General features: G+C 72.2%; 27 protein-coding genes. 15 read left to right on the forward strand and 12 right to left on the reverse strand.

The annotated features are described in order from the left end of the window. Nucleotides 1-186 precede the first annotated feature (186 nt). The 5 genes from ACTVAJ_RS00855 (at nt 187) to ACTVAJ_RS00875 (ending at nt 3,169) form a co-directional block, all read left to right on the forward strand. Nucleotides 187-561 carry a DUF3054 domain-containing protein gene (locus ACTVAJ_RS00855; protein WP_470386045.1) on the forward strand — a complete coding sequence of 125 codons (375 nt, stop codon included), beginning with the start codon at nt 187-189 and terminating at the stop codon, nt 559-561. A gap of 46 nt (nt 562-607) precedes the next feature. Continuing rightward, entirely contained in the window at nt 608-1,006 is a 399-nt protein-coding gene (locus ACTVAJ_RS00860) for a hypothetical protein (RefSeq protein WP_470386046.1), read from the forward strand. 10 nt (nt 1,007-1,016) lie between these two features. Further along, nucleotides 1,017-1,691 (forward strand): TrmH family RNA methyltransferase, encoded by a 675-nt coding sequence (locus ACTVAJ_RS00865; protein WP_470386047.1) that lies wholly within the window; start codon nt 1,017-1,019, stop codon nt 1,689-1,691. Between the two features lie 106 nt (nt 1,692-1,797). Beyond that, nucleotides 1,798-2,433, forward strand: coding sequence for a GNAT family N-acetyltransferase (locus tag ACTVAJ_RS00870; RefSeq protein ID WP_470386048.1), 636 nt, complete (start codon nt 1,798-1,800; stop codon nt 2,431-2,433). 91 nt (nt 2,434-2,524) lie between these two features. After that, a complete protein-coding gene (locus tag ACTVAJ_RS00875) occupies nt 2,525-3,169 on the forward strand; it encodes a GNAT family N-acetyltransferase (protein ID WP_470386049.1) in 645 nt (214 codons plus the stop codon). 202 nt (nt 3,170-3,371) lie between these two features. On the opposite strand, the gene ACTVAJ_RS00880 is transcribed toward ACTVAJ_RS00875, so the two are convergent. Continuing rightward, nucleotides 3,372-3,968 carry a TetR/AcrR family transcriptional regulator gene (locus ACTVAJ_RS00880; protein WP_470386050.1) on the reverse strand — a complete coding sequence of 199 codons (597 nt, stop codon included), beginning with the start codon at nt 3,966-3,968 and terminating at the stop codon, nt 3,372-3,374. A gap of 89 nt (nt 3,969-4,057) precedes the next feature. Here ACTVAJ_RS00880 and ACTVAJ_RS00885 point away from each other — a divergent pair, with 89 nt between their 5' ends. From ACTVAJ_RS00885 to ACTVAJ_RS00895, 3 genes are read left to right on the forward strand one after another with little or no spacing between them, the layout of a single operon-like run. After that, complete coding sequence (locus ACTVAJ_RS00885; protein WP_470386051.1) at nt 4,058-5,593, forward strand: FAD-dependent monooxygenase; 1,536 nt, start codon at nt 4,058-4,060, stop codon at nt 5,591-5,593. Then, nucleotides 5,590-6,258: an MBL fold metallo-hydrolase gene (locus ACTVAJ_RS00890; RefSeq protein WP_470386052.1), complete on the forward strand. Its 669-nt coding sequence runs from the start codon at nt 5,590-5,592 to the stop codon at nt 6,256-6,258. The genes ACTVAJ_RS00885 and ACTVAJ_RS00890 overlap by 4 nt, the downstream gene beginning before the upstream one ends. Nucleotides 6,259-6,283: 25 nt before the next feature. Beyond that, nucleotides 6,284-6,451, forward strand: a complete 168-nt coding sequence (locus ACTVAJ_RS00895; protein ID WP_470386053.1) for an AAA family ATPase — start codon at nt 6,284-6,286, stop codon at nt 6,449-6,451. 80 nt (nt 6,452-6,531) lie between these two features. On the opposite strand, the gene ACTVAJ_RS00900 is transcribed toward ACTVAJ_RS00895, so the two are convergent. Genes ACTVAJ_RS00900 through ACTVAJ_RS00910 form a run of 3 tightly spaced genes read right to left on the reverse strand, consistent with a single transcriptional unit; the run spans nt 6,532 to nt 9,878 of the window. Continuing rightward, entirely contained in the window at nt 6,532-7,278 is a 747-nt protein-coding gene (locus tag ACTVAJ_RS00900; RefSeq protein ID WP_470386054.1) for a succinate dehydrogenase/fumarate reductase iron-sulfur subunit, read from the reverse strand. Continuing rightward, nucleotides 7,275-9,221 carry a fumarate reductase/succinate dehydrogenase flavoprotein subunit gene (locus tag ACTVAJ_RS00905; protein ID WP_470386055.1) on the reverse strand — a complete coding sequence of 649 codons (1,947 nt, stop codon included), beginning with the start codon at nt 9,219-9,221 and terminating at the stop codon, nt 7,275-7,277. The genes ACTVAJ_RS00900 and ACTVAJ_RS00905 overlap by 4 nt, the downstream gene beginning before the upstream one ends. Then, nucleotides 9,222-9,878 carry a succinate dehydrogenase cytochrome b subunit gene (locus ACTVAJ_RS00910; RefSeq protein ID WP_470386078.1) on the reverse strand — a complete coding sequence of 219 codons (657 nt, stop codon included), beginning with the start codon at nt 9,876-9,878 and terminating at the stop codon, nt 9,222-9,224. It lies immediately after the preceding gene. 131 nt (nt 9,879-10,009) lie between these two features. Here ACTVAJ_RS00910 and ACTVAJ_RS00915 point away from each other — a divergent pair, with 131 nt between their 5' ends. The 4 genes from ACTVAJ_RS00915 to ACTVAJ_RS00930 all read left to right on the forward strand — a co-directional run bounded on the left by ACTVAJ_RS00915 (nt 10,010) and on the right by ACTVAJ_RS00930 (nt 14,890). After that, the gene (locus ACTVAJ_RS00915) at nt 10,010-11,029 is read left to right on the forward strand and encodes a LysR family transcriptional regulator (protein WP_470386056.1); all 1,020 of its coding nucleotides are present in this window, start codon (nt 10,010-10,012) and stop codon (nt 11,027-11,029) included. Nucleotides 11,030-11,331: 302 nt separating this feature from the next. Beyond that, complete coding sequence (locus tag ACTVAJ_RS00920; protein ID WP_470386057.1) at nt 11,332-12,144, forward strand: hypothetical protein; 813 nt, start codon at nt 11,332-11,334, stop codon at nt 12,142-12,144. Between the two features lie 26 nt (nt 12,145-12,170). Next, nucleotides 12,171-14,099, forward strand: a complete 1,929-nt coding sequence (locus tag ACTVAJ_RS00925; RefSeq protein ID WP_470386058.1) for a fumarate reductase/succinate dehydrogenase flavoprotein subunit — start codon at nt 12,171-12,173, stop codon at nt 14,097-14,099. Further along, on the forward strand, nt 14,096-14,890 hold the full coding sequence (locus ACTVAJ_RS00930; protein ID WP_470386059.1) for a succinate dehydrogenase/fumarate reductase iron-sulfur subunit: 795 nt from the start codon (nt 14,096-14,098) through the stop codon (nt 14,888-14,890). Before ACTVAJ_RS00925 ends, ACTVAJ_RS00930 begins: the two co-directional genes overlap by 4 nt. Before the next feature lie 203 nt (nt 14,891-15,093). Here the strand turns inward: ACTVAJ_RS00930 and ACTVAJ_RS00935 are convergent, their stop codons facing one another. The 4 genes from ACTVAJ_RS00935 to ACTVAJ_RS00950 form a co-directional block, all read right to left on the reverse strand. Beyond that, on the reverse strand, nt 15,094-15,627 hold the full coding sequence (locus ACTVAJ_RS00935) for an NUDIX domain-containing protein (RefSeq protein ID WP_470386060.1): 534 nt from the start codon (nt 15,625-15,627) through the stop codon (nt 15,094-15,096). 290 nt (nt 15,628-15,917) lie between these two features. Further along, on the reverse strand, nt 15,918-16,511 hold the full coding sequence (locus ACTVAJ_RS00940) for a VOC family protein (RefSeq protein WP_470386061.1): 594 nt from the start codon (nt 16,509-16,511) through the stop codon (nt 15,918-15,920). Nucleotides 16,512-16,559: 48 nt separating this feature from the next. Beyond that, nucleotides 16,560-17,000, reverse strand: coding sequence for a hypothetical protein (locus ACTVAJ_RS00945; RefSeq protein WP_470386062.1), 441 nt, complete (start codon nt 16,998-17,000; stop codon nt 16,560-16,562). Continuing rightward, nucleotides 16,997-17,626, reverse strand: coding sequence for a DUF2867 domain-containing protein (locus ACTVAJ_RS00950; RefSeq protein ID WP_470386063.1), 630 nt, complete (start codon nt 17,624-17,626; stop codon nt 16,997-16,999). Before ACTVAJ_RS00950 ends, ACTVAJ_RS00945 begins: the two co-directional genes overlap by 4 nt. A gap of 153 nt (nt 17,627-17,779) precedes the next feature. Between ACTVAJ_RS00950 and ACTVAJ_RS00955 the strand changes: the two genes are divergently transcribed. Beyond that, nucleotides 17,780-18,361: a TetR/AcrR family transcriptional regulator gene (locus ACTVAJ_RS00955; protein WP_470386064.1), complete on the forward strand. Its 582-nt coding sequence runs from the start codon at nt 17,780-17,782 to the stop codon at nt 18,359-18,361. A gap of 46 nt (nt 18,362-18,407) precedes the next feature. Here the strand turns inward: ACTVAJ_RS00955 and ACTVAJ_RS00960 are convergent, their stop codons facing one another. Next, nucleotides 18,408-19,814: an MFS transporter gene (locus ACTVAJ_RS00960; protein ID WP_470386065.1), complete on the reverse strand. Its 1,407-nt coding sequence runs from the start codon at nt 19,812-19,814 to the stop codon at nt 18,408-18,410. Nucleotides 19,815-19,938: 124 nt separating this feature from the next. On the opposite strand from ACTVAJ_RS00960, the gene ACTVAJ_RS00965 reads away from it, so the two are divergent. Further along, on the forward strand, nt 19,939-20,847 hold the full coding sequence (locus tag ACTVAJ_RS00965) for a LysR family transcriptional regulator (RefSeq protein WP_470386066.1): 909 nt from the start codon (nt 19,939-19,941) through the stop codon (nt 20,845-20,847). 90 nt (nt 20,848-20,937) lie between these two features. On the opposite strand, the gene ACTVAJ_RS00970 is transcribed toward ACTVAJ_RS00965, so the two are convergent. The 3 genes from ACTVAJ_RS00970 to ACTVAJ_RS00980 all read right to left on the reverse strand — a co-directional run bounded on the left by ACTVAJ_RS00970 (nt 20,938) and on the right by ACTVAJ_RS00980 (nt 24,686). Continuing rightward, nucleotides 20,938-21,297, reverse strand: a complete 360-nt coding sequence (locus ACTVAJ_RS00970; RefSeq protein WP_470386067.1) for a hypothetical protein — start codon at nt 21,295-21,297, stop codon at nt 20,938-20,940. A gap of 238 nt (nt 21,298-21,535) precedes the next feature. After that, entirely contained in the window at nt 21,536-23,992 is a 2,457-nt protein-coding gene (locus ACTVAJ_RS00975; RefSeq protein ID WP_470386068.1) for an MMPL family transporter, read from the reverse strand. A gap of 34 nt (nt 23,993-24,026) precedes the next feature. Next, a complete protein-coding gene (locus ACTVAJ_RS00980) occupies nt 24,027-24,686 on the reverse strand; it encodes a TetR/AcrR family transcriptional regulator (RefSeq protein ID WP_470386069.1) in 660 nt (219 codons plus the stop codon). 420 nt (nt 24,687-25,106) lie between these two features. Between ACTVAJ_RS00980 and ACTVAJ_RS00985 the strand changes: the two genes are divergently transcribed. Further along, on the forward strand, nt 25,107-25,468 hold a 362-nt coding region (locus ACTVAJ_RS00985; protein ID WP_470386070.1), incomplete at its 3' end, for a cbb3-type cytochrome c oxidase subunit I.

Consider the following 25,468-nt stretch of genomic DNA (forward strand, 5'->3'; position numbering starts at 1 on the left):
ACGGCCCGACGGCCGCCCCTCGGGGACTGACGCACGTGACGCGCGTGGGGTTCACGTTACGGCCCGACAACGTCACCCGACACGCCCGGGACCGCCCGCACTCGTCCGGAACCGCCCCGGGAACACCGTCCCTCCCACCGCCCGCCCCGCCGAACACATCGCCGACGGCGGCCCTAGCCTGGGGGTATGCGTTCCTTCGCGGTGCCGCTCGCGCTGGCGGCCGACCTGGTGTGTGTACTCGCCTTCGTCGTGATCGGCAAGACCGACCACGGGACCGGACTCACCCTCCCCGCCGTGGCCTCGACCGCGTGGCCGTTCCTGGCCGCCCTCGCCCTCGGCTGGCTGGTCACCCTGGCGTGGCGCTCGCCTGTCCGGATCTGGCCAACCGGGGTGTTCGTCTGGGCGGTGACCGTGGCCGGCGGCAGGGTGCTGCGCCTGGCCACGGGCGAGGGAGCACCTCCGAGCTTCGTCATCGTCACCGCCGTCTTCCTCGCGGTGACCCTCCTCGGCTGGCGCGCGGTGGCACTTCTGGTCACCAGGAGGCGACAGCGGGCCGCCTGACGGGGAACACTGGGGGTGAACCGCCCCCGCCCGGAGGAGAACTCCCGTGCCCGACCCCTCCACCATCGCCCTCGCCACGGCCGTCGCCACCGGCACCGTGGCCAAGATCGCCGAGGTCGTCAGCCAGGCGACCATCGACGACTTCAAGTCCTTGCGCAAAGCCCTCTTCCGCTACTTCCGCGGCGACCCCGAGGCCCAGGAGGCGCTGGACGAGGCCCGGCTCGAACCGGACGACGAGGGGGCGATCACCGTCGTCGCCGAACACATCGAGCGCGCGGCCGGGGCCGACCCGCAGATCCGGCGGCTGATGGAGGCCCTGAACGCCGGGGCCCCACAGGTGACGTACGGCGCTGTGCACAACGAGATCAGCGGCGACATCGGTCACCACCAGACGGTGATCCAGGTCGGGCACCTGCACGGAGGCATCAACCGGTCAGATCCGTAAGCTGGAGGGGATGAACGAACACGCCGCGTCCGACACCGCTCCGCCCCCGTCCCCGTCCTCCGGGGAGGACGAGGCCCGTGAGGTCGGTGTGGGGCCGTGGACCGGCCCCTGGCCCGAGGACGACCGCTACGACCCCGAACTCCTGGCCGGGGGCGACCGCCGCAACGTGGTGGACCGCTACCGCTACTGGCGGCGCGAGGCGATCGTCGCCGACCTCGACACCGTGCGGCACCCGTTCCACGTGGCCGTGGAGAACTGGTCGCACGACTTCAACATCGGTTCGGTCGTGCGCACCGCCAACGCCTTCGGCTGCGCGGCCGTGCACATCGTCGGCCGCCGCAGGTGGAACCGTCGCGGCGCCATGGTGACCGACCGCTACCAGCACGTCCACCACCACTCCGACACAGCGTCGCTCCTGGGGTGGGCCGGGGAGCGGGGGCTCCCCCTGGTCGGGATCGACAACCTGCCCGGCGCGGTCCCGCTGGAGACCCATCCGCTGCCCCGCGAGGTCGTCCTGGTGTTCGGACAGGAGGGCCCGGGGCTGTCGGAGGAGGCCCGCAAGGTGTGCGAGGCGGTGCTGTCGATCGCGCAGTTCGGGTCGACGCGGTCGATCAACGCCGGTGCCGCGGCGGCCGTGGCGATGCACGCCTGGGTGCGGGCGCACGTGTTCGACCAACGGGTGTGAGCACACGGCCGCTGTGAGACGGGCCACCGCCTCCCGCCCCCGGATCCTTCGTGACAGTCCCGTGATCTACCATGTGCGGAACGCCCCCTATCGGAGAGTTCTTGGGATGAGCCCGATCGTCACCGCAGCCGCCCGCCCCGCAACGATCGACGACGTGCCCGCCGTGGCCCGGGTCCTGAGCCGGGCGCTCCACGACGACCCGCTCTTCCGGTGGCTCTTTCCCGACGACGGGCAGCGGATGGCCCGTACCCGGCGCTTCTTCGCGTTGACGGCGGGCTTCGGCTACGTACCGTACGGGGACACCCGCGTCGCCGCGGTGGCCGACCGCGCCGCGGAGGCCCCGGTGGTCCGGGCGGCCGCGCTGTGGGCGCCGCCGTCGACCAACCCCGAGGGGCCGCTGGTGTCGCTGCGCACCTGGCCGCACTGGGGGCCGCTGGTCGGTCGGGCCCGGATGAGCGCCTTCGTCCGCGTCTTCGCCGAGTGGAAGATGGCCGCGCCCCAGGAGCCCCACCTGTATGTGGCGGCGCTGGGCGTCGACCCCGCCGCCGAGGGCACCGGTCTGGCCGGGGAGCTGCTGTCCGCGGGACTGGAGCGGGCCGACGGCGCGTACACGCCCGTCTTCACCCAGACGCTCGACCCCGCCGCCACGGCCTTCTACGAGCGGTTCGGCTTCGAGGTGGTCCGCGAGGTCGAGCACCCCGGGATCGGAACCAGCCGCTTTCTCCTGCGCACCCCGATGTGAGGAGAATTCACGAACGACCGGCACGCGTACCCCCACGCGTCTAGCATGAGCGGTGACCCGAACCCCGCACGCACGGGAAGAGGCAGCGCGCATGACCCCCACGGCTCCGGCGGACGCACGCGTCCGCACCGCGACGATGGGCGACGTACCGGGTGTGGCGCAGGTCCTGGGCCGCGCCTTCCGCGAGGACCCGCTCTTCCGGTGGTTCTTCCCCGATGACGCGGAGCGCCCCGCGCGGACCGTCCGCGCGTGCGCGCTGATCGCCGGGTTCGACCACGTCCCGGGCGGGACCGCCAGCGTGCACGCCTCCGGCCGGGCCGCGGACCGGCCGCCGGCGGTCCACGGCGCTGCCCTGTGGACACCGCCGGGCGCCCGCGCGAACGGACCGGCCGCCGTACTGCGCTCACTCCCCCACTGGGCGCGCCTGCTGGGGATGTCCCGGATGCGCGGGGTCGTCCGGTTCATGGGTGAGCTCCGCGCGGCCGCCCCCGAGGAACCGCACTGGTACCTGTCGATGCTGGGCACCGATCCGGCGGTCCGGGGCACGGGGGTGGGATCGCGGCTGCTGCGCGACGGTCTGGCCCGCGCGGACGCCGACGGGGTTCCCGTCTACCTGGAGACGATGAACCCGGTGAACCTCGGCTTCTACGAGCGCTACGACTTCCGGGTGGTGCGCGCGGTCAACGAACCGTCGGCACCCCCGGCCTACTGCATGCTGCGCCCCTCCGTGGTCTGAACCCCGGGCAGGCGCAGCACGCTCTCCCGCACCACCGCCGCGGCGGTCGCCGCGTCCATCCGCCCCTCGTACACCTGCGCCCCCGCCGCGTGGCCGAGCAGCGTGACGGCTTCGCGCAGCCACGGTACGGGCGGTGCGGTGTCGAACTCGCCTTCCGCACGGCCCCGGGCGAGGAGGCGGTCCGGCCGCCCGGCCGCGACGGTCAGGGGGCGAGCAGACCGGCCGCCAGGTCACGCGCGGCCCTGCCGTAGTCCGCGGCGGACAGCTCGGGGTCCCAGGCCCGCTGGAGGATGTAACCCTGGACGACACCGAGCACCACCCGGGCCGCGGCCAGCGGGTCCACCGACTCCGGGACCTCCCCCTCGGCCTGGCCGAGGGCCACGCGTTCGCGCAGTTGGCCGACCACGCCGTCGACCCCCTCGCGCAGCGCCTCCCCCAGCGCGGGGTCGCGGAGCGCCTCCCCCCACGACTGGACGGCCAGGCGCGTTCGGGAGTCGGCCCGGTCCATCGCCTCGATGGTGGCGGGCAGATCCCCGACCAGCTCGGGAAACGGCCGGCGCCGGGCGACGGAGTCGCGCACCGCGCCCTGCACCGCACCGATCGCGTCCAGGGCGATCGCGACGATGATGGCGTCCTTGCCCGGGAAGTAGCGGTACACCGCACCCGGCGACAGACCGGCCTCCTCGATCACGTTCCGCATGGACGTGCGGTGGAAGCCGTCACGCGCGAAGCACGCGGCCGCCGCCGCCAGGATGTGCTCGCGCCGCTGCGCCAGATAGGCGTCGGAGACTCGTGGCATGCGCACATCGTAGAACGAACGACCGTTCTTGACAGACCTCCCGCCGTGGAGGAAGCTAAAAAGAACGAACATTCGTTTTAGGAGATGTCATGATCGACGTCCTCATCGTGGGGGCCGGCCCCACCGGACTCGCCCTCGCCGCGCGCCTCCTCCAGTTCGGGGTCCGCGCGCGGATCATCGACCGGCACGCGGGCGTGCTGGAGCTGACCAAGTCCGCCGCCCTGCACGCCCGCACCCTGGAACACCTGCGCGACCTCGGCGCGGCCGACGCGGTCCTGGCCGAGGGCCAGCGCGTGGACGTCCTGACGCTGCGGACCGGGCACCGGGACCGCATCGCCGTCGACTTCCGGACCCTGGCGGAGACCGCCTACCCGTTCATGGTGGACATCCCCCAGGCACGTACCGAGCACCTGCTCATCGACCTGCTCGCGGAACGCGGCGTGGAGGTCGAGCGGGAGACCGCGTGCACCGGCCTCGAACAGCACGCCGACGGGGTGCGCGCCACCGTGGTCACCGGCGGCCGGTCCCAGGTCCTGGAGGCCCGCTGGGTGGTCGGGTGCGACGGCTCCCGGAGCACCGTGCGCGAACTCCTGGGGATCGGCCGCACCGGCGCCCCCTACGCCGACGACTGGGTCCTGTGCGACGCCGTCGTCGACTGGCCCCTGCCACGGAACGAGATGACCTTCTCCGGGGACACCGAGGGCATCTTCGGTGTCTTCCCCCTGCCCGGCGACCGGCGCTACCGCCTCGCCTACACCGCCACCCCGGGGGTGGAACCGAGCATCGAGGACGCCCGGCGCTGCATGGCGCGCACCGGGATCGACGGGAGCATCGAAGCGGTCGACGAGTTCTGGACCTTCTCACTCGCCCACCAGCAGGCCGTCCGCTACCGGAACGGGCGGGTGTTCCTGGCCGGGGACGCCGGGCACGTCCACACACCGTTCGGCGGCCAGGGCCTCAACCTGGGCGTCGGCGACGCGATGAACCTGGCCTGGCGGCTCGCGGCCGCCGTCCGCGGCGCCGACCCCCGGGTGCTCGACGGCTACCAGGACGAGCGCCATCCCATCGCGGCCGAGGTCATCTCCTTCACCCACCGGGGTGCCCAGGCCATGCTGCTGCGCGGCGACCCCCGCCGCCACCTGCGCGACGCGGCGCTGACCCTGCTCCAGTCCTCCGACCGGGCGCGGCGCGCCTTCGCCCGCCGGTTCTCCCAACTCGACCACGGCTACCGCCGCGCGGCGGGGACCGGCGGCCGCGCGGGCGGTCCGGTCGGCGGGGACCGGCTGCCCGACCCGGAGTTCTACGACGGCCTCGCCCAGCGCACCCGCCGCCTGCACGACCTGCTGCCGCACGACCGGCACACCCTCCTGCTCACCGACGCCGCCCAGGCCGAGGGCCTGTCCGTCCCCGAGTCCTGTGCCGTCCGCCTCATCACGCCCGACTGGGCGGCGGCGCGCGCCGACCACGGCGTGCCGACCGCGCTCGACCGGGGGCGCTCCGCCGCCCGCCTGTACGGTTCCGCCTACCTGGTCCGGCCCGACCGGCACGTGGCCCGCGCCGGGACACCGGCCGACCTGGCGCCCGCCCTGGCCGACCTGACCGCACCCGGGGAGGGGGGCCGATGACCGCCGACGTCGTCCCCGTCCCCCTGGGCGCGTCCACCGCCTACGCCGTGCGCGGAAAGGGCACCGTCCTCGTCGACACCGGTTTCGCCGGAGGCGAGGATCGGCTGCTCAGGCGCCTGGCCGGGGCCGGTGTCGACCCCGCCTCGATCTCCCTGATCGTCCTCACGCACTGCCACCCCGATCACGCGGGAGGGGCCGCCGCGCTCCGTCGGCGGCTCGGGGTCCCGGTCGCGGTCCACGAGGCGGAGGCGGCCTGGGCCGAGTCGGGGACCAGCGAGTTCTACACGCCGCTGAGCCTGTTCGGGCGGATCCTGTCGCGCACGCTGGACACGCGCTTCCCGGCGGTCACCCCGGACGTGGTCCTGACCGACGGCGCCGAGCTGGACGCCCACGGGGTCGCGGTGGACGTCCTGCACACCCCGGGGCACACCCCCGGTTCGGTGAGCCTGCGGCACCGGGAGAGCGGGGAGGTCCTGGTCGGGGACCTGCTGGCCGGGAGCATGACGCGGCGCGACCGCCCCGGACTCCCCTTCCTCGCCCAGGACCCGGCGCTGCTCCGGCGCGGCGTGCGCCGGGTTCTGGGCACACGGCCCACACGGTTCCTGTTCGGGCACGGCCGGCCGGCCTCCGCGGCCTCGGTGCGTCGCTTCCTCGACTCCGAGTGACACCCCCGGCTGCCAGACCGCCCCCATGCTGACTGTCATGAGCGGGCTGCCCGGAACCGGGAAGAGCGTCCTCGCCCGCGCGCTCGGGGAGGAACTCGGCGTACCGGTGTTGGCCGTCGATCCGGTCGAGTCCGCCATGTGGCGGGAGAACGCCGACCGGGACGCCGGACCCCTGCGCCGCCTGTCGGAGTAACCTCCCCCGACACGCGCGGGGGCCGCGCCCCCGGCGTTCACCGGCAAGGGCGCGGCCCCGTGCGACTGAGGGGACCGGCGTCAGCCGACACCCTTGCTGAGCGAGCCCAGCAGGTCGCGGTTGAGCTGGGAGATGGTGTCCAGCGGGATGCCCTTCGGGCAGACCGCGGCGCACTCACCGATGTTGGTGCAGCCGCCGAAGTCCTCCTCGTCGTGCTGGTTGACCATCCTCACCACGCGCGAGGCCCGCTCGGGCTGCCCCTGCGGGAGCATGCCCAGGTGGGTGACCTTCGCGGCGGTGAACAGCATGCCGGAGGCGTTCGGGCAGGCCGCCACGCACGCACCGCAGCCGATGCAGGTCGCGGCGTCGAACGCGCGGTCGGCGTCCGGCTTCGGGATCGGGTTGGCGTGGGCGTCCGGGGCGGTACCGGTCGGGGCGCTGATGTAGCCGCCCGCCTGGATGATCCGGTCGAAGGCGCCGCGGTCCACGACCAGGTCCTTGACCACCGGGAACGCCTTGGCGCGCCACGGCTCGACGGTGATGGTGTCGCCGTCGTTGAAGCTGCGCATGTGCAGCTGGCAGGTGGTGGTGACCTCCGGGCCGTGGGCCTCGCCGTCGATCACGACACCGCAGGCACCGCAGATGCCCTCACGGCAGTCGTGGTCGAAGGCGACCGGGTCCTCGTCCTGCAGGGTGAGCTTCTCGTTGAGGACGTCGAGCATCTCCAGGAAGGACATGTCCGGCGAGACGTCCGAGAGCTCGTAGTTGACCATCCGGCCCTCGTCGCCCGGGCCCTTCTGGCGCCATACGCGCAGGGTGATGTTCACTTGTAGCTCCGCTGCTTCATCTCGACGTACTCGTACTCCAGGGCTTCCTTGTGGAGCACGGGCTTGCTGTCCTGGCCCCCGAACTCCCAGGCCGCGACGTAGGCGAACTCGTCGTCGTGACGCAGCGCCTCGCCGTCCTCGGTCTGGCTCTCGGAGCGGAAGTGGCCGCCGCAGGACTCGCGGCGGTGCAGGGCGTCGATGCACATGAGCTCGCCGAGCTCCAGGAAGTCGGCCACGCGGCCGGCCTTCTCCAGGGCCTGGTTGAGCTCGTCGTTGGTACCGAGCACCTTGACGTCGCGCCAGAACTCGGCGCGCAGCTCGCGGATGCGCTCGATGGCCTTGGTCAGGCCCTCCTCGTTGCGCTCCATGCCGCAGTAGTCCCACATGATGTGGCCGAGCTCCTTGTGGAAGGAGTCGACGGTGCGGGAACCGTTGATGGAGAGCAGCTTCTCGATCCGGGAGGTGACCTGCTCCTTGGCCGCGGCGGCGTCCGGGTGGCTCTCGTCGAGCTGCTCGAACGGGCCCTCGGCCAGGTAGTCGTTGATGGTGTTCGGCAGGACGAAGTAGCCGTCCGCCAGACCCTGCATCAGCGCGCTGGCGCCCAGGCGGTTGGCGCCGTGGTCGGAGAAGTTGGCCTCACCGGTCACGAACAGGCCCGGGATGGAGCTCTGCAGGTCGTAGTCGACCCACAGTCCGCCCATGGTGTAGTGCACGGCCGGGTAGATGCGCATCGGAACCTCGTACGGGTTCTCACCGGTGATGCGCTGGTACATGTCGAACAGGTTGCCGTACTTGGCCTCGACGGCGGCCCGTCCCATGCGCTCGATCGCGTCGGCGAAGTCCAGGTAGACGCCCAGACCGCCCGGGCCGACGCCGCGGCCCTCGTCGCACACGTTCTTGGCGGCGCGGGAGGCGATGTCACGCGGCACCAGGTTGCCGAAGGCCGGGTAGATGCGCTCCAGGTAGTAGTCGCGCTCGTCCTCGGGGATCTGGCGCGGGTCGCGGTCGTCGCCGCCCTTCTTGGGCACCCAGATGCGGCCGTCGTTGCGCAGCGACTCGCTCATCAGGGTCAGCTTGGACTGGTAGTCGCCGCTGACCGGGATGCAGGTCGGGTGGATCTGCGTGTAGCACGGGTTGGCGAAGAGCGCGCCCTTGCGGTGCGCGCGCCAGGCGGCCGTGACGTTGCAGCCCATGGCGTTGGTCGACAGGAAGAACACGTTGCCGTAGCCGCCGGTGGCCAGGACCACGGCGTCGGCGAAGTGCGTCTCGATCTCGCCGGTGACCATGTCCCGGGCGATGATGCCGCGCGCCTTGCCGTCCACGACGATGACCTCGAGCATCTCGTGGCGGGTGTTCATCGTGACCGTGCCCGCCGCGACCTGGCGCTCCAGGGCCTGGTAGGCGCCGATCAGGAGCTGCTGCCCCGTCTGGCCGCGCGCGTAGAAGGTGCGGGAGACCTGGACACCGCCGAAGGAGCGGTTGTCGAGGAGGCCGCCGTACTCGCGGGCGAAGGGCACGCCCTGGGCGACGCACTGGTCGATGATCTCGACCGACGTCTGGGCCAGGCGGTAGACGTTCGACTCGCGGGAGCGGAAGTCGCCGCCCTTGACGGTGTCGTAGAACAGCCGGTGGATGCTGTCGCCGTCGTTGCGGTAGTTCTTGGCCGCGTTGATGCCGCCCTGCGCCGCGATGCTGTGCGCGCGGCGCGGGCTGTCCTGGTAGCAGAAGGACGTGACGTTGTAGCCCGCCTCGCCCAGGGTCGCGGCGGCCGAGGCCCCGGCCAGGCCGGTGCCGACGATGATGACGGAGAGCTTGCGCCGGTTCGCGGGGTTGACCAGCTTGGCCGAGAAGCGGCGCTTGTCCCAGCGCTCGTTGATCGGGCCCTCGGGCGCCTTCTCGTCCCGGACGGGCTCGCCCTCGATGTACAGGTCGTTGTCAGACAATTAGCTCACCAGTCCAAAGGTGACCGCCAGAGGCGGGAGAAGGAAGCCGACGGTCACGACCAGCGCGATGGTCACGGCCACGGCGTTGATCTTGCCCTGACGGCTGGCCTTGTTGGCGCCGAGCGTGGCGGCGCCGCTCCAGATGCCGTGCCGCAGGTGGAAGCCGGCCGCGATGACCGCCGCCACGTAGAACAGCGTCACGTACCAGTACGCGGGCTGGAAGCCGTTGACGAGCCGCTCGTAGGGGCTGTCGGAGGCACCGCCCGGAGCGATGACGTTCACCGTCAGGTGCAGGATGTGGAAGATCACGAAGAGCGCGATCAGGACGCCGCCCCAGCGCATGGTGTAGGAGGCGTACGAACGCTGCACGCGCTTGGTCACCTGGTAGCGCCGGACGCCCCCGCGTGCGCGGTTGTCGCGCATGGTCAGGGCGACCGCGCAGTAGATGTGGATGAGGACGCTCGCGAGCAGGACGACGCGCGCGATCCACAGGAAGCCCTCGTGCGGGAGGAGCGGGTAGCCGAGGTCGCGGAGCCCCTCGGCGTAGCCGTCGAAGGCCGACTGGCCCATGAAGACTTTGAGGTTGCCGTACATGTGCGCGATCAAATACAGCACAAGGATCGCACCGGTGACCGCCATCGCTGACTTGAGCGCCACCGTGGACCCGTAGGCCGTAGACCGCTTCTTGGTCAAGGTACTGTTCGCCACAGCCTGCCACTTTAAAATCGAGTTAAGTCTGACGTCCAAGTCATCAGGACGCTGGTGTCCATAGCTCTAGGCTATGGAGCATGCAGTTCCAGCAGCTCGCGTACTTCGTCGCGGTAGCCCGTACACGCCATTTCACCCGCGCAGCCGAGCTTTCGCGCGTCGCGCAGCCGAGCTTGAGCAAACAGATCCGGAGCCTTGAGCGGGAGTTGGGCGCACCGTTATTCAGTCGTGCCAGGGGAAACATCACACTCACGCCGGCGGGTGAGGCGCTCCTGCCGCTGGCCCAACGCATGCTGACCGACCTGGAGACGGCCCGCCGCGAGGTGGCGGAGCTGGCCGGGGTCCGCAGGGGGCGGGTGCGCCTGGGCGCCACCCCGTCACTGTGCGCGGGACTGCTGGCCGACGTGCTCGCGGACTTCCATACCCGCTTCCCCGGGATCGAACTCCAGGTGGAGGAGAGCGGTTCGCGCGACCTCATCCGCGACCTGGGCCGCGGCGAGCTGGATCTGGCGCTGATCATCCTCCCGCTCCAGAGCAGCGACCCGGACTTCGCCACCACCCCGATCCTGCGGGAGAACCTGGTGGTGGCCAGCCCGATGAGCCAGCCCTCGCCCAACGGCCGCGCCTCGATCCGGATCACCGAGCTGGAGGGCCGCCCCCTGGTGATGTTCCGGCGCGGGTACGACGTGCGCGAGGCGACGCTGCGCGCGTGCCGCGCCGCCGGGTTCGAGCCCGAGCTGGCCGTCGAGGGCGGCGAGATGGACGCCGTGCTCCGGTTCGTCGAGGCGGGCCTGGGGCTGGCGGTCGTGCCGAGCATGGTGCTGCGCAACCGCCCCGGCCTGCGCGGGACGCCCCTGGCCCGGCCCCGCCTGCTGCGGACGGTGGCGATGGCGCACCGCAAGGACGTGGAGCCCTCGCACTCGGCGGACGCCTTCCGCCGCCACCTCAACCGGTACCTGCTGAACCTGACGCCGCAGGAGCTGGGCCCGGATCTGGAGGTGCTGATCTCGGCCACGGACGCGGGCGCGTCCGGGGAGGCGCCGGAGGGCGACGAGGGGTCGGCCTCCGACCCTCAGGCGCGGAAAAGGGACCGAAGCTAGCAGGTTCCTCCCGGTTCACCCCCATACCACAATGGGCGAATTTTCCAAAAAGACCATTTGCGACAAATGACGCCAATAGCACCAAAACTTCAACTCGGAGTGGCGTATTTCACATACGTTCCCCCCGTGTTTCCCCGCCGCTGGAACGTGACCGTGATCACAGCGTCCTAACGTTGCGTTGCAGACCGGCTTCGCTCCTGCTTCTCCCCAGCCGTCCAGCACGCACGGAGAGCGGCCGCGGCGACGGGGCGCACGACGGCCCCGTGCGCCCGGGGCTCTCCACGAAAGAGGTGGAGACCACGGTGACCTCGACCGACAGCGCGCGACCGGGCAGCGGCCGGGCGCGTATCGCCCCGCGCACACTGCGCACCGACCGATGGTGGCTCGCCCCGACCCTCACCACCCTGGGTCTGGCCGCCTTCCTCGTCTACGGAACCGTCCGCGTGCTCCAGCAGGACCACTACTGGGTCCAGGAACACCACTACCTGACACCGTTCTACTCTCCGTGCCTGGCACAGCAGTGCGCGCCGGACGCGGCCCTGTTCGGGCGGCTCCCCGTGGAGTTCCCGCCCCTGATCCCCTACGCCCTGGTCAGCCTGCCGATCCTGCTGCTGTTCCGGGTGACCTGCTACTACTACCGCAAGGCCTACTACCGGTCGGTCTGGCAGGCGCCCACCGCGTGCGCCGTGCGCGAGCCGCACCGCTCCTACACCGGCGAGACCCGGCCGCTCATGCTCCCCCAGAACGGCCACCGCTACTTCTTCTACGCCGCCTTCGCCATCACCGCGATCAACACCTGGGACATGGCGGTCGCCTTCGCACACGGCACCGACGGCGGCTTCGGGATCGGGGTCGGCAACCTGGTCATGCTGCTCAACGTGCTCATGCTCTGGGGGTACACGCTCAGCTGCCACTCCTGCCGCCATGTCTTCGGCGGGCGGCTGCGCACCTTCCGCGCCCACCCCGTCCGGTACTGGATGTGGACCCGGCTGTCCACGCTCAACAACCGGCACATGTACTTCGGCTGGTTCAGCATCGCCACGCTCATGGCCACCGACGCCTACATCGCCCTCGTGTCCAGCGGCACCATCACCGACCTGCGGATCCTCAACTGAGCCCCGGGGAAGGAAGACACCGGTACATGCCCTCCACAACAGAACCCGACATCACCCGGTACTCCTACGACGTCGTGGTGATCGGCGCGGGCGGAGCCGGGCTCCGCGCCGCGATCGCCGCCCGTGAGCAGGGGAAGCGCACGGCCGTTATCTCCAAGTCGCTGTTCGGCAAGGCGCACACCGTCATGGCCGAGGGCGGTGCCGCCGCCGCGCTCGGCAACGCCAACCCGCACGACGACTGGCGGACGCACTTTCGCGACACCCTGCGCGGAGGCAAGTTCCTCAACGATCCCCGCATGGCCGAACTGCACGCCCGCGAGGCGCCCGAGCGCATCCTGGAGCTGGAGTACTGGGGCGCGCTGTTCGACCGCACGAAGGACGGGCTGATCAGCCAGCGCAACTTCGGCGGACACGAGTACCCCCGGCTCGCGCACGTGGGCGACCGCACCGGTCTGGAGATGATCCGCACCCTCCAGCAGCGGATCGTGGCGCTCCAGCAGGAGGACGCGGCCGAGTTCGGCGACCCGGACGCGCGGCTGCGGGTCTTCGCCGAGACCGCCGTCACCCGGCTGCTCACCGAGGAGTCCGCCGACGGCGGCCCCGGCCGGATCCTCGGTGCCTTCGGGTACCGGCGCGTGGACGGCGGCTTCGTGGTCTTCGAGGCGCCCACCGTCGTGCTCGCCACCGGCGGGATCGGCAAGGCGTTCCGCACCACGTCCAACTCCTGGGAGTACACCGGGGACGGGCACGCGCTCGCCCTGCGCGCCGGGGCCGGCCTCATCAACATGGAGTTCGTCCAGTTCCACCCGACCGGCATGGTCTGGCCGCCGTCGGTCAAGGGGATCCTCGTCACCGAGTCGGTGCGCGGCGACGGCGGGGTGCTGCGCAACTCCGAGGGCAGGCGGTTCATGTTCGACTACGTGCCCGACGTGTTCCGCTCCCAGTACGCGGAGACCGAGGAGGAGGCCGACGGCTGGTACGACGCCCCCGCGGGCCATCGGAGGCCGCCCGAGCTGCTGCCCCGCGACGAGGTGGCGCGGGCGATCAACAGCGAGGTCAAGGAGGGCAGGGGCTCCCCGCACGGCGGCGTGTTCCTGGACGTGTCCTCGCGGCTGCCCGCCGAGGAGATCCGCAGACGGCTGCCGTCCATGCACCACCAGTTCAGGGAGCTGGCGGACGTGGACATCACGACCGAACCCATGGAGGTGGGCCCCACCTGCCACTACGTCATGGGCGGGGTGCGCGTGGACGCCGACACCGCCGCCTCCGACGTGCCCGGGCTGTTCGCCGCGGGTGAGGTCGCGGGCGGGATGCACGGGTCCAACCGGCTCGGCGGCAACTCCCTGTCCGACCTGCTGGTGTTCGGACGGCGGGCCGGGCTCGGGGCGTGCGGGTACCTGGACGCGCCCGACCGCCCCGAACCGCCGCGCGACGCGGTCGACGACGCGGTCGACCGGGCGGTGGCCGAGGCGCTGTACCCGCTCAAGCAGGGAGACGGGGTCAACCCCTACGACGTGCACGGGCAGCTCCAGGACACCATGAACGACCTGGTCGGCATCATCCGGCGCGGGCCGGAGATGGAACGGGCGCTGGAGCGGCTGGACGAGTTGGAGGAGCGGTCGCGGATCCTGAGCGCTCCCGGGGATCGCGTGTACAACCCCGGATGGCACCTGGCGCTGGCGCTGCCCAACATGATCCTGGTGTCGCGGGCGATCGCCACCGCGGCGCTGGAGCGCACCGAGTCGCGCGGCGGGCACACGCGCGAGGACCACCCGGACATGTCGCCGCGGTGGCGGCGGGTGAACCTGGCGGTCAGCGCCGACGGCGACGACCGGGTCACGCTGCACCGGCGACCGGTCGCCGACGTCCCGCCCGCGCTGCTGGCCCTGTTCGAGCGCGACGAACTGGCCAAGTACCTGACCGAGGAGGAACTGCCCGAGGAGGAGCGGTCATGAGTGAGTGGAAGTTCCGGGTGTGGCGGGGCTCCGGGGAGAGCGGCGGCCTGACCGACTACACGGTGGACGTGCACGAGGGCGAGGTGGTGCTCGACGTGCTGCACCGGCTCCAGGCCACCCAGGCACCCGACCTCGCCGTCCGGTGGAACTGCAAGGCGGGCAAGTGCGGGTCGTGCTCGATGGAGATCAACGGCAGACCCCGGTTGTCGTGCATGACCCGGATGAGCGTGTTCGGTCCGGACGAGGTCGTGACCGTGACGCCGATGCGCACGTTCCCGGTGGTGCGGGACCTGGTGTGCGACGTGTCGTTCAACTATCAGAAGGCGCGGGAGATCCCGTCGTTCACGCCTGATCCGAACACCGGGCCGGGTGACTTCCGGATGCGGCAGGAGGATGTGGAGCGGTCACAGGAGTTCCGCAAGTGCATCGAGTGCTTCCTGTGCAACAACGTGTGCCACGTGATCCGTGACCACGAGGAGAACATGGAGCACTTCTCCGGGCCGCGGTTCCTCATGCGGGTGGCCGAGTTGGAGATGCATCCGGAGGACACCGCCGACCGGAGGAGGATCGCGCAGGACGAGTTCGGGATGGGGTACTGCAACATCACCAAGTGCTGCACGGAGGTGTGCCCGGAGGGGATCCACATCACCGACAACGCGCTGATCCCGCTCAAGGAGCGGGTGGTGGACCGCAAGTACGACCCGCTGGTGTGGCTGGGCTCGAAGATCGGGGTCCGCCCCAGGGACACCCCGATCGTGCCGAACACCCGGCGGCCCGCCGACGAGGGCTGACGGTCGGTCCCGGGCGGGGCGGCGGACGGTTTCCGCCGCCCCGCCCGGGGTGTCCCCGGATCAGCCGGCGGGCACGCAGGGGCGTGGAACGGCGCGTTGCCGGAACCACCGCCTTCTCCCGGAGGGAACGGTTTCGGCGGCCGCGGCGCAGAGGCGGCCGCACCGCGATGCCGCCCCCGGGCGCGGATCGTGGGGGGAGCCGTCTACACCGGCCGCCCGGCCGCGTACACCTGCAACAGAGCCGCCACCGACGTGCCGGACACGATCCTTCGCTCCCCCACCAGCTTCGGGACGTCGGCGATCGGCACCCACTCGATCCGCTCCGCCTCCCAGTCCTCCGCCGGATCCCCCACGTACTCGGCCGCATCGGCGAAGAAGACGTGGTGCTCGGAGTCCGAGATCCCCGGGGTCGGCTGGACGTAGACCAACGGGCGCAGCGGGCCCGGACGCCACCCCGTCTCCTCCTCCACCTCACGCGCGGCCGCCGCCTCCGCGGACTCCCCGGCCTCGACCCCTCCGATCGGGATCTCATAGGCCCACGTGTCCGGGATGAACCGGTGCCGCCACTCCAACAGCACCTCGTCCCGGGCGTTCATCACGACTGCTCCGGCGGCCGGGGCCACGCGGATCAACCGGTGCTCCAGGCGCCGCCCTCCGGTGATCTCCACGTCCGCCACCCGGATGTCCAACCAGCGGTCCCGGTACAGCTCCGCCTCGGAGTGGACGGTCCAACGCATCAAGACTCCCCGGATCGGCGACGGTGTCGATCCCACACAACCACGGGCCCCGCCGAAGCTTGGCCGCGCACCCCGGCCAACGCACACCCGCGCGATCGCGACGGGCGCGTCGGGTGTGCCTGGCCGCGCCCCGCGTTCGGAGCGCCTCGTCCGGCGCTGGAGTGCCCCTTCCCGACCGCACGGCCACGCACGCGGGCGTCGGGTGCACACCCCATGGCGCTCTCCCGAACCCCGCCCGCCCCTCCCACCGGACGATCGGTCCGACAGGTGCGGGCGGAGTCGGCCGGTGGTCAGTACGAGACGTGGAACTCGTTCCCGCCTGCGTCGCGGAACTCGCCGGGTTCCCGGTCGCGCCGGGTGACCTCCAGGCGCAGTCTGTTCCGTCCCGTCTTCGGCGCCGCGGGCGGCCCCATCACCAGTGAGACGGTGCTGGCGGGTCTGTGACGCAGCCGGACGCCCCAGTCCCGGTCCTCAGCGGCGGGCCAGTCGGCCTGGGACTGCCAGAAGGCCGACTGCGCGGAGCGGTCCTCCTCGGCGACGTCGAGGCAGATCGCGACGAGGCCGGAGTCGGCGAGCACGCCGGGGTGACCGGGCCGCAGCACGCAGAACTCGTTGCCCTCCGGATCGGCCAGTACGTCCCACGGGACGTCCCCCTGCCCGATGTCGGCCCGCGTCGCCCCGAGGGTGAGCAGGCGCTCCACCTCGGCCTCCCAGTCCGGTCCCCCGGCCAGGTCGAGGTGGAGTCGGTTCTTGGCGGCCGCCTTCGGCTCCGTGGTCGGCGCGAACCGCAACCGGAGACCGCCCGTGCGGCCCCGCGTGGCGTCCTGCCAGAAGCGTTCCATGCGTGCGACGTCCAACGCGTCGATCATGACTCCGGTCAGCATCCCGTTCCCCCGGTCGTCGAACCCGTCAGCCGCTCGTTGTCGCCGGAGTCAGCGCGGACGGACCCGGGCCACGGCGCCGCGGAGCAGCCCGGGGGCGAGTCGGCGGTGGACGGCGGACAGCGGGGTCCACACCAGGCGGCCGGGGAGCCGGTCGTAGCGCATGCAGGTCACCAGCGCCACCCGCCCGTCGGCCACCCGCACGACGAGGTTGCCGGTCAGGGACCGGGAGGCGGCCTCGCACCGGATCCAGTCCGCGCCGCGACCGGTGATCCGCCATCCGGCCACGGTGTCCGGCGAGGGCCCGGGACCGAGCCGCAGGCCGAGCAGGCCGCGCCAGATGAACCGCGCGCCGGGGCCGGGGACGTCGCCGAACATCGCCCGGGCCCACTGCTCCGGGGTGGCGTCCAGGTCCGTGGCGACGGTGAACATGTCGGCGTAGTCGACCCTGGACAACGAGCTGAGGGCGCGCTCGGCGGCGGGCGCCCTCATCGGTCCTCCGCCTTGTCGGCGGTGGCCGATCCGTCGCCCTCCGGGCGCGGGCGGTCGCGCCAGGCGGCCTCCCACTGCCGGGTCATGGCCGGGTAGACGAGGAGGTACCGGAACGGGGCGATGGCGGCCATGTACACCCTGCCGAACAGGCCGTTGGGTTTGACCAGGACCGCCATGCGCAGCTCGTGCCCGCCGCGGCGGGTCGGCACCCACCCCAGGTGCATGACGGTGTGGACGGTCCTGTTGACCAGTTCGCGGGCGCACTCGTCGTGGAGCTCGTAGACCGGTGCGAGCGGAGCGTCGCCGGATTCCGGACCGCTCGGGAGCCCCCGGAGGTCGGCTGGCAGACGGTCCCTCAGCGAGGGGGCGCGGGTCCCGGCGCCGGCGTCGGGCCGGTCCCACCCCAGGAGGGCGCCGAGCTTCCAGCGCACGGCGAAGAGGAACCGGACCACCGGGGTCTGCCGCGAGGGTCCGGCCTGCGAGCGCAGCGCGGCGAGCATCGCGGGGAAGTCGTCCGGTCCGGCTCCGGGGGTGCGGAACGCCCACACGTCCTCCACCCGGAAGTCACGGGTGAGCTCGTGGATCCGCCACGGCCGGGCCGTGTGGGCGGTGTCGGGGAGTCTCATGGCTGCTGTCGCCTTTCCTGCCTTCGGGGCGAGGATCCGGCGCGGCCCTTCGTGGTGTCCGCGGCCCCGCCGGATATACGCTTGCGTATACGTTGAGGCTAGACCTCATATACGGATGCGTATACGAGTCGGGACAGTGAGGTGGGACACATCGTGGGCGCTGTTCGCACGCCGCGTGAGAGGTGGATCGAGGAGGGGCTGCGGGCGCTGGCCGACGGCGGCCCGGACGCCGTCCGCGTCGAGGCCCTGGCCAAGCGGATCGGCGTGACCAAGGGCGGCTTCTACGGGCACTTCGCCGACCGCGCAGCGCTGCTGGAGGCGATGCTGGACACCTGGGAGCGGGAATGCGTCGACGAGGTGCTGGACCGCGTCGAACGCGAGGGCGGCGACCCCAGGGACAAGGCGCAGCTCGCGGGCATGCTCACCTTCTCCGACGACCGCCTGCTGCCCATCGACCTCGCGGTCCGCGACTGGTCCCGGCGCGACGCGGCGGTCGCCGAGCGGTTGCGGCGGGTGGACAACCGGCGCATGGAGCTGCTGCGCGAGATGATCGGCACCTTCTGCCCCGACCCCGACGAGGTCGAGGCCCGCAGCCTGCTCGCCTTCTGCGTGGCGATCGGCGCGCACTTCCTCGCCGCCGACCACGGCGGCCGGACCCGGCTCCAGGTCCTGTCCCGCGCCGGGGACCTGCTGCTCGACCGCGACCGCGGCACCGGACCGGAGCGGGGGCGCTGAGACGCCTGCCCGCCCACACACGCGGGAGCCCCCGGCGGGGCGCCGCTCAGCCGACGGAGGACGGGACGCGACGCCCGTACCGACGGCGCCGTCGGGCGGAGGCCAGGCCCACGGCTCCGCCGGTGACCCCGCACAGCACGCACGCGCACGCCAGGGCCCACGCGGTTCCGGTGGCCGTCCCCAGGGAGAGCAGTGATCCCAGCACGGCCACGCCCAGGGCCGCACCGACCTGGCGAGCCGAGTTGAGGACACCGCCCGCCGTACCCTCCATCCCCCGTGGAGCCCCGGTCACGGTCGACGTGACCAGGGCCGGAAGGCACAGCGACACCCCGAGGCCGAGCGCCGCGAGCGCCACTCCGGCGCAGGGGTAGGCGGCCCCTCCGAACACCGCCGCCGCTGCGCCTCCCGCGCCCGCCGTGAGCAGCGCGAGCCCGGCGAGGATGACGGGCCACGCCCCGTAGCGAGCCACCAGACCCCCGGTGACCAGGGCGTTGACGGCTGCCGGGAGGGTGAGGGGGAGCAGGGCGGCCCCCGCCCGCACCGGATCCAGCGAGGTCTGGAAGTAGAGGGCGAGGACGAACAGTCCGCCGGACAGGACGAAGTTGACCACGGCCCCGGTGAACAGCGCGACACCGACCCCGGGCGCGCCCAGCAGCGTCGGGGGCAGCGCGGGCGCGGGGCCCCGACGCTCGCGGACCGCCCAACCGGCACCGGTGAGGAGACCGGCCGAGGCGACCGTCACCGCGTGCGCGGCCTCCCCCGCTCCGGCCGCGATCACCGCGTCGGTGACCAGCGCCAGGCACGCGCAGGCCGCGAGTTGGGCCCAGGGGTCGAGCCGTCGGTCACCGGTCGGGCAGTGGACCGCACGCCCCCGGGTCAACACCAGCGCGAGCGCCGCCACCGGGACGTTCACCGCGAACACCGCGCGCCACCCGCTCAACTCCACCACGAGGCCGCCGACAGCCGGGCCGGAGGCCAGGGCCACGCCGCTCACCGCTGCCCACGCCGCCAGCGCACGGGCCCGTTCCGCCGGTTCGGGGTACAGCCGGGCGACGAGTGCGAGCGAACCCGACACACACGCCGCCCCCGCCGCACCCAGCACCGCGCGCAGGGCGACCAGCGTCCACAGGCCCGGCGCGACCGCGCAGGCGGCCGAGGCGAGCACGAACACGAACGTCCCGGCCCGGAACACGCGGTGCGCGCCGAACCGGTCGGCCGCCGCCCCTGAGGTGAGCAGTAGCGCGGCGAAGGCCACGGTGTAGGCCGTGACCACCCGCTGCTGACCGGTCACCGACCCGCCGAGGTCGCCACGCAGATCCGGAAGGGCGAGGTTGAGCGCCGTGGTGTCGAGCAGAACGAGGAAGTAGCCGAGGGCCAGTCCGACGAGGATCGCCGGGCGGGACCACGAGGGTCGCCCACGGCGGGACCCGGTCGGGATCCGGGCAGGGGACACGGTGGCTCCTGACGGTGTGGAGGCTGGGACCCGGCCGACTCTGTCGCGCACCGGCGTCCGGTCTCCACCGGCGGCCCCGCACCGCGCGTTCGGCGGCGCCGAACGCGCCGGTAGCGTACCCGCCATGGAACTGCACCACCTGCGTACCTTCGTGGCCGTGGCCCGGGCGGGCGGCGTGACCGAGGCCGCGGCCCGACTGGACCTGGCCCCGTCGTCGGTGTCGGCGCGGATCCGGGCCCTGGAGGATTCCCTGGGCGTCGCGCTCTTCGACCGCACGCCCGGAGGCATGCGGCTCACCGGCGCCGGAGGGCGTCTGCTGGACGGCGCGGAGGGCCTGCTCACACTGGCCGATGAGGTGCGCCGGAACGTCGTCGAGGCACCGGAGGAGATCCGGATCGGCGCCCTGGAGACACTGGTGGCCGAACACGTGCCCGCGATCGTGGCGCGGTTGGCCGAACGGGCCCCGGGTACCCGGGTCGAGGCGCTTCCCTACCGAAGACGTGACCTCATGCTCACCGACGTCCTGGCGTCGACCGTGGACGCCGCGCTCCTCCTCGACACCGGTGACACGCTGGGCGGGCTGGGGTTCTCCGTCCCGGGTTCCCCCGACGACCTGGAGGTCGCGGAGGTGGAACGGGTCCCGCTCGTGCTCGTCACGGCGGCGGACCACCCGCTCCCGGCGGACGGGACCGTGCCGCTGGAGCGGGGGCGGCTGTCCGCCGAGCGGATCGTGGTGACCCCGCCCGGCTGCTCGTTCCGGTTGGCCGCGGATCGGTTCCTCGGAACGGACGGTGACCGGTCCGAGGTGGAGAGCGTGGCGATCGCGCGCGCCTGGGCGGCCCAGGGCGTGGGGATGGCCCTGCTGCCGGAGTTCGCGGTGGCGACCGACCTCGCCGCTGGTGTGCTGGCCCGGGTGCCCGTCGCGGAGCCCCCGTCGCTGACGCTCTGCCTGGTGTGGCGGACCGACCGGGGAGACGAACCCGCTCTCCGCGAGGCCCTGTACGCCGCCGCGCACCGGTTCACCGACCGGTGAGCCCGCGGTCACACCCGCGAACGGGCGATCCGCCCGGCGTGTTCTGGGCGGTGTGCCGTTCGATGCCCGGCGGCGTCCACGGGGGAAGGCTCAGGTCAGGGCGACGGGGTCCGCCCGGAGCGCGTACCGGAACGGCCCGCCCGGGGTTCCGGGCGCCCAGCCCCCGCGCAGGGCCGCGCGGACGGCCGTGGCCACACGGGCCGGGGTGACGGGCTCGGGGTCACGCCCCTCCGGCGGCGGGCAGAGGGGGCGGCGGCCGTCACCGGCGGGACGCGGATGGTCGAGCGTGACCACCAGCGGGTGTCCGGGGGCGTCGACGGCCTCCACCGCGAAACCGAGGCGTCCGTGGGTCCGGGCCCGCTCCGCGCGCGTGGGGCGGGCCCGCACCCGCCAGCGGTAGGCGACACCGTCGACGGTGATGCGGCGGGTGCCCTTGCGCGGCATGGTCATGTACGTCCTCCCGGGTCGGTGTGCGGCCAACCTACGAGGACACCCGCACCGGGCGCCACGGGTTTTCGCGTCCGCGAGGGCCCCGTGCCGCCCGCTCGCCCGGATACCCGTGCGGCCGTGGCCCGCCGCCGGCCCGGCGCACGGGCCGGGGGCTCCCCGGTGCCGCGGAACCCGCGGGAGGACCCCCGCCGACGCGACCTGGACGGCCGCACCGGCGGGGGTCGGTGACCCTGACGGGTTACGAGCCGACCGTGGTGCCGACGGGCTCGGGGGCGTCCTGCCGCCGTCCGGAGTCGGGCGTGTGGACCCGCTCCAGGCGGGCCCCCTCCACGTCGACGTCGGGCAGGATCCGGTCCAGCCAGCGCGGCAGCCACCAGGCCTTGTCACCGGCCAGGTGCAGCAGCGCGGGGATCAGCGTCAACCGCACCGCGAACGCGTCCACCAGGACACCGAACGCCAGGGCGAAGCCCACCGGCCTGATCATGGTGGTGTGGGAGAAGATGAACCCCGCGAACACCGAGATCATGATGACCGCGGCCGCCGTGACCACCGCGCGCCCGGCCAGCAGGCCCTTCTGGACCGCCAGCCGCGCCGGGGCCCCGTGGACGTACGCCTCGCGCATCCCCGATCCCAGGAACAGCATGTAGTCCATCGCCAGCCCGAACAGGATGCCGACCATGATCGTCGGCAGGAAGCTCAGCACCGGGCCGGGGCTGTCGACGCCGAACACGCCGCCCAGCCACCCCCACTGGTAGATGGCCACCACTCCGCCGAGCGCGGCGGCGAAGGACAGGACGAAGCCGAGGGTGGCCACGACCGGGACCAGGAGTGAGCGGAACACCACGAGCAGGATGACCAGGGAGAACCCCACGACCACCGCGAGGTAGCCGGGCAGGGCGTCGCTGAGCTTGTCCGAGATGTCGATGTTTCCGCTGGCCGTCCCGGCCACGCCCAGCTCCGCGCCGTCGTCGAACGGGTCCAGTCCGCGCAGCTCGTGCACGAGCGCCTCGGTCGACTCGCTCGACGGACCCTCGGCCGGTACGACCTGGAAGACGGACACGTTCCGGTCGTCGGACAGCGCCACGGGCGCGACGGCCGCCACCGCGTCGCGGTCGGCGATCTCCTCGGCGACGCGCAGCTGCTGCGCGGTGGCCTCCTCCTCGTTCTCCGACCCCGGGAGGTCCGCCACCACGACGAGCGGCCCGTTGGCCCCCGCCCCGAACGCCTCGTCCACCGCCGTGTAGGCGCGGTACTGGGTGGAGTCGTGCGCCTCGCTGGACCCGTCCGGCAGTCCCAGGCGCAGGTCGAGCGCGGGCACGGCGACCACCAGGAGCGCCGCGGTCACCAGCACGACCTTGGCCAGGGCGCCCGGGGTCCGCATCGGGCGCACGGGAGCGTCGTCGTGTCCGGCGGAGGCCGAACCCGCCGAGGCCCGCTCCTTACGGGAGAGGATGCGCTCGCCCACCAGCGACAGCAGCGCCGGGGTGAGGGTCACCGCCACGAGGACCGCGACCGCGACGGCGAGGGCTCCGACGTTGCCCATCATCCCCAGGAAGTCGATGCCGGTCAGGTTGAGCCCGAGCAGCGCCACGAGCACCGTGGCTCCGGCGAACACCACGGCGTTGCCCGCCGTGCCGTTGGCCAGGGCGATCGACTCCCGGGTGTCGAGGCCGCCCCGCATCTGGCGGCGGTGCCGGTGGATGATGAACAGCGCGTAGTCGATCCCGACGGCCAGGCCGAGCATCATGCCCAGGATCGGCGTCACCGACGACATGGACACCAGGTCCGACAGCGCCAGCGCGGCCAGCAGCGCCACTCCCACCCCGACGAGCGCCTGCACGAGCGGGAGTCCGGCGCCGATCAGGGTGCCCAGCATGATGACGAGGACGACCGCGGCCACCGCGAGGCCGACCGCCTCACCCACGCCGAAGAGCTCGGGGGCGGTCATGGCGATGTCGGAGCCGAAGTCGGTGTCGACACCGGGGATCTCCTCGAAGACCGCGATGACCCCGTCCTTGGTCTCCTGGGCGATCTCGTTCTGCTCCTCGGTGAAGGCCACCGTGACCAGGGCCGCGGCCCCGTCCTCGGACACCATGCGGATGCCGTCGGACAGTTCGAGGAGGCGGGCGCCCTCCTCCAGGCTCTGCTCGCCCTCCTCCAGTTCGGCGAGGTTGCCCTCGAGTTCGGTGATCTGCGGGTCGATCTGGGGGGCGACGGCGTCGAGCGTCCCCGCCGCCTCCGCCTGCTCGCGGGCGGTCTCCAGCTCGCCCAGCCCGGCCTCGATCTCCTCGCGGCCGCCCGTGATCTCGGCGCGGCCGTCCTCGATCTCCTCCCGCTGAGCCTCGCGCTGCGCCTCGATCGCGAACGGGTCGGCGGCGGACTCGACCCCGCCGACCCCCTCGGCCTCGTCGACGCGGTCGAGGATGTCGGCGCGTTGCCCGTCGGTGAAGGGTTCTCCGTCCTGGGTGCGCAGGACGATGGTGCCGCTGCCGCCGCCCATGCCGGAGAACTCGTCGGCGAGCCGGTCGCTGACCTCGGAGGTCGGGGTGCCGGGGAGGGAGAAGGTCTCCTCCAGCTCTCCGGCGAAGAGTGCGTAGGCCCCCGCGGCGGCCATGAGGGCGGCCAGCCACAGGGCGATCACGGTCCACGCGCGTCTGGCGGCGGCGCGGCCGAGTCGGTAGAGCAGTTCTGCCATGGGTGGACTTCCCGTGTCGTGGTGGGGTGAGGGGTCAGGCGGATCCGTCGCGAACGCGGCCGAACCCGTCGTGCAGGGTGGTGAACAGGCGTTCCTGGAGGCCGTTCCAGACCTGTCGGGACTCGGGGGTGTCGACCCCGCCCGTGGCCTGGTCCCAGTGGTGGAGTACGGCCATGAGACCGGCGATGTACGAGGCGACCAGCACGTGCACGTCGAAGGGTTCGGCATCGGTGTGGTGACTCTCCAACGTCTCCGCCAGGGAGACGCTGAACTCGTTCATCACCCGGTCCACCAGAACCAGTTCCCGACCGCAGAGGTCCCGACGGCGACCGCCGAGGATCCCGGTCAGGTAGGTGACGGTGGAGAGCAGGTCGGTCTCGCGCAGGGCGTCGGCGAACTGGTCCGCCATCGACCCCGCGCCGCTCCCGGCCCGGGCCTCCAGACTGCGGCGGAAGGTGTCGACCAGGTCGCTGACGGCCTCGCCGCACACCTCCATGACGACGTCGTCCAGGGACGGGAAGTGGTTGAACACGGTCCTCCTGGCCACGTCCGCCCGTTCCGCCAGTTGGTCGACGGTGAAGGCCGGACCGCCCCGCTCGTCGATGAGCTCGGCGGCGGCGTTGATGATCGCCCGGCGGTGGCGGGCCTTGAGCGCCTCGCGACGGTCCGTGGCGGTGGGTCGGGTGTCGGCCATGACGTCACACTAGGAGGTTCTTGCACCACAGTGCACCAATGCACTGAGTGCAATGGATCACGTCGGTTTCCGCCGGGGCGCCCGCCCCGGCCGGCGAGGGCTTCCGGAGCCCGCACATCCACGGTCGAACCACACGCCTCCGACCGCGAGAAACCCAGAAACCGCTCACCATACTCGTATCGTGTGTTTTTTCAGCATGGCTGAAGTACCGCGTCCGGACATGCGAACGAATAACTGCGGCTTCGGCGAAAAAAGGTCACATGGGAAAAACAAAACCAGATCCACGCCAGCGCACCGTCGGACCTTGAGTCGGGGCAGCGGCAGAAGTTAACCTCACTCCGTCCCCTCGGCGACACGGAATCCCAAGGGGACTCTGATGCATTCGCTTTTCGTATCTATTTTCGGAACTGAGGTCGGGTCATGGCAGATGTGCACGCCGAGTCCCCTGCGCAGGCCGCACCCGCGAGGGCGAGAGGCAAGGGGTCGATCATCGTCGACTGGTTGACGTCGACCGACCACAAGGTCATCGGGTACATGTACCTGATCACCTCGTTCGCCTTCTTCGTCCTCTCCGGCGTCATGGCGCTTCTGATCCGGGCCGAACTGCTCTACCCGGGCATGCAACTCATGTCCAACGAGCAGTTCAACCAACTGTTCACCATGCACGGCACGATCATGCTCCTGCTGTTCGCGACCCCGCTGTTCGTCGGGTTCTCGAACGTGATCCTGCCGCTGCACATCGGCGCGCCGGACGTGGCGTTCCCGAGGATGAACCTGTTCGG

This window comes from Nocardiopsis sp. KDC1DS13DA1, from assembly GCF_055632325.1.

What these genes read in the sequence shown, in the direction of transcription:
- ACTVAJ_RS00855 (WP_470386045.1), top strand. Translation starts at nt 187, where the DNA reads ATGCGTTCCTTCGCGGTGCCGCTCGCGCTGGCGGCCGACCTGGTGTGT.
- ACTVAJ_RS00865 (WP_470386047.1), top strand. Translation starts at nt 1,017, where the DNA reads ATGAACGAACACGCCGCGTCCGACACCGCTCCGCCCCCGTCCCCGTCC.
- ACTVAJ_RS00870 (WP_470386048.1), top strand. Translation starts at nt 1,798, where the DNA reads ATGAGCCCGATCGTCACCGCAGCCGCCCGCCCCGCAACGATCGACGAC.
- ACTVAJ_RS00875 (WP_470386049.1), top strand. Translation starts at nt 2,525, where the DNA reads ATGACCCCCACGGCTCCGGCGGACGCACGCGTCCGCACCGCGACGATG.
- ACTVAJ_RS00880 (WP_470386050.1), bottom strand. Translation starts at nt 3,968, where the DNA reads ATGCCACGAGTCTCCGACGCCTATCTGGCGCAGCGGCGCGAGCACATC.
- ACTVAJ_RS00885 (WP_470386051.1), top strand. Translation starts at nt 4,058, where the DNA reads ATGATCGACGTCCTCATCGTGGGGGCCGGCCCCACCGGACTCGCCCTC.
- ACTVAJ_RS00890 (WP_470386052.1), top strand. Translation starts at nt 5,590, where the DNA reads ATGACCGCCGACGTCGTCCCCGTCCCCCTGGGCGCGTCCACCGCCTAC.
- ACTVAJ_RS00895 (WP_470386053.1), top strand. Translation starts at nt 6,284, where the DNA reads ATGCTGACTGTCATGAGCGGGCTGCCCGGAACCGGGAAGAGCGTCCTC.
- ACTVAJ_RS00915 (WP_470386056.1), top strand. Translation starts at nt 10,010, where the DNA reads ATGCAGTTCCAGCAGCTCGCGTACTTCGTCGCGGTAGCCCGTACACGC.
- ACTVAJ_RS00925 (WP_470386058.1), top strand. Translation starts at nt 12,171, where the DNA reads ATGCCCTCCACAACAGAACCCGACATCACCCGGTACTCCTACGACGTC.
- ACTVAJ_RS00930 (WP_470386059.1), top strand. Translation starts at nt 14,096, where the DNA reads ATGAGTGAGTGGAAGTTCCGGGTGTGGCGGGGCTCCGGGGAGAGCGGC.
- ACTVAJ_RS00935 (WP_470386060.1), bottom strand. Translation starts at nt 15,627, where the DNA reads ATGCGTTGGACCGTCCACTCCGAGGCGGAGCTGTACCGGGACCGCTGG.
- ACTVAJ_RS00940 (WP_470386061.1), bottom strand. Translation starts at nt 16,511, where the DNA reads ATGCTGACCGGAGTCATGATCGACGCGTTGGACGTCGCACGCATGGAA.
- ACTVAJ_RS00945 (WP_470386062.1), bottom strand. Translation starts at nt 17,000, where the DNA reads ATGAGGGCGCCCGCCGCCGAGCGCGCCCTCAGCTCGTTGTCCAGGGTC.
- ACTVAJ_RS00950 (WP_470386063.1), bottom strand. Translation starts at nt 17,626, where the DNA reads ATGAGACTCCCCGACACCGCCCACACGGCCCGGCCGTGGCGGATCCAC.
- ACTVAJ_RS00965 (WP_470386066.1), top strand. Translation starts at nt 19,939, where the DNA reads ATGGAACTGCACCACCTGCGTACCTTCGTGGCCGTGGCCCGGGCGGGC.
- ACTVAJ_RS00970 (WP_470386067.1), bottom strand. Translation starts at nt 21,297, where the DNA reads ATGACCATGCCGCGCAAGGGCACCCGCCGCATCACCGTCGACGGTGTC.
- ACTVAJ_RS00975 (WP_470386068.1), bottom strand. Translation starts at nt 23,992, where the DNA reads ATGGCAGAACTGCTCTACCGACTCGGCCGCGCCGCCGCCAGACGCGCG.
- ACTVAJ_RS00980 (WP_470386069.1), bottom strand. Translation starts at nt 24,686, where the DNA reads ATGGCCGACACCCGACCCACCGCCACGGACCGTCGCGAGGCGCTCAAG.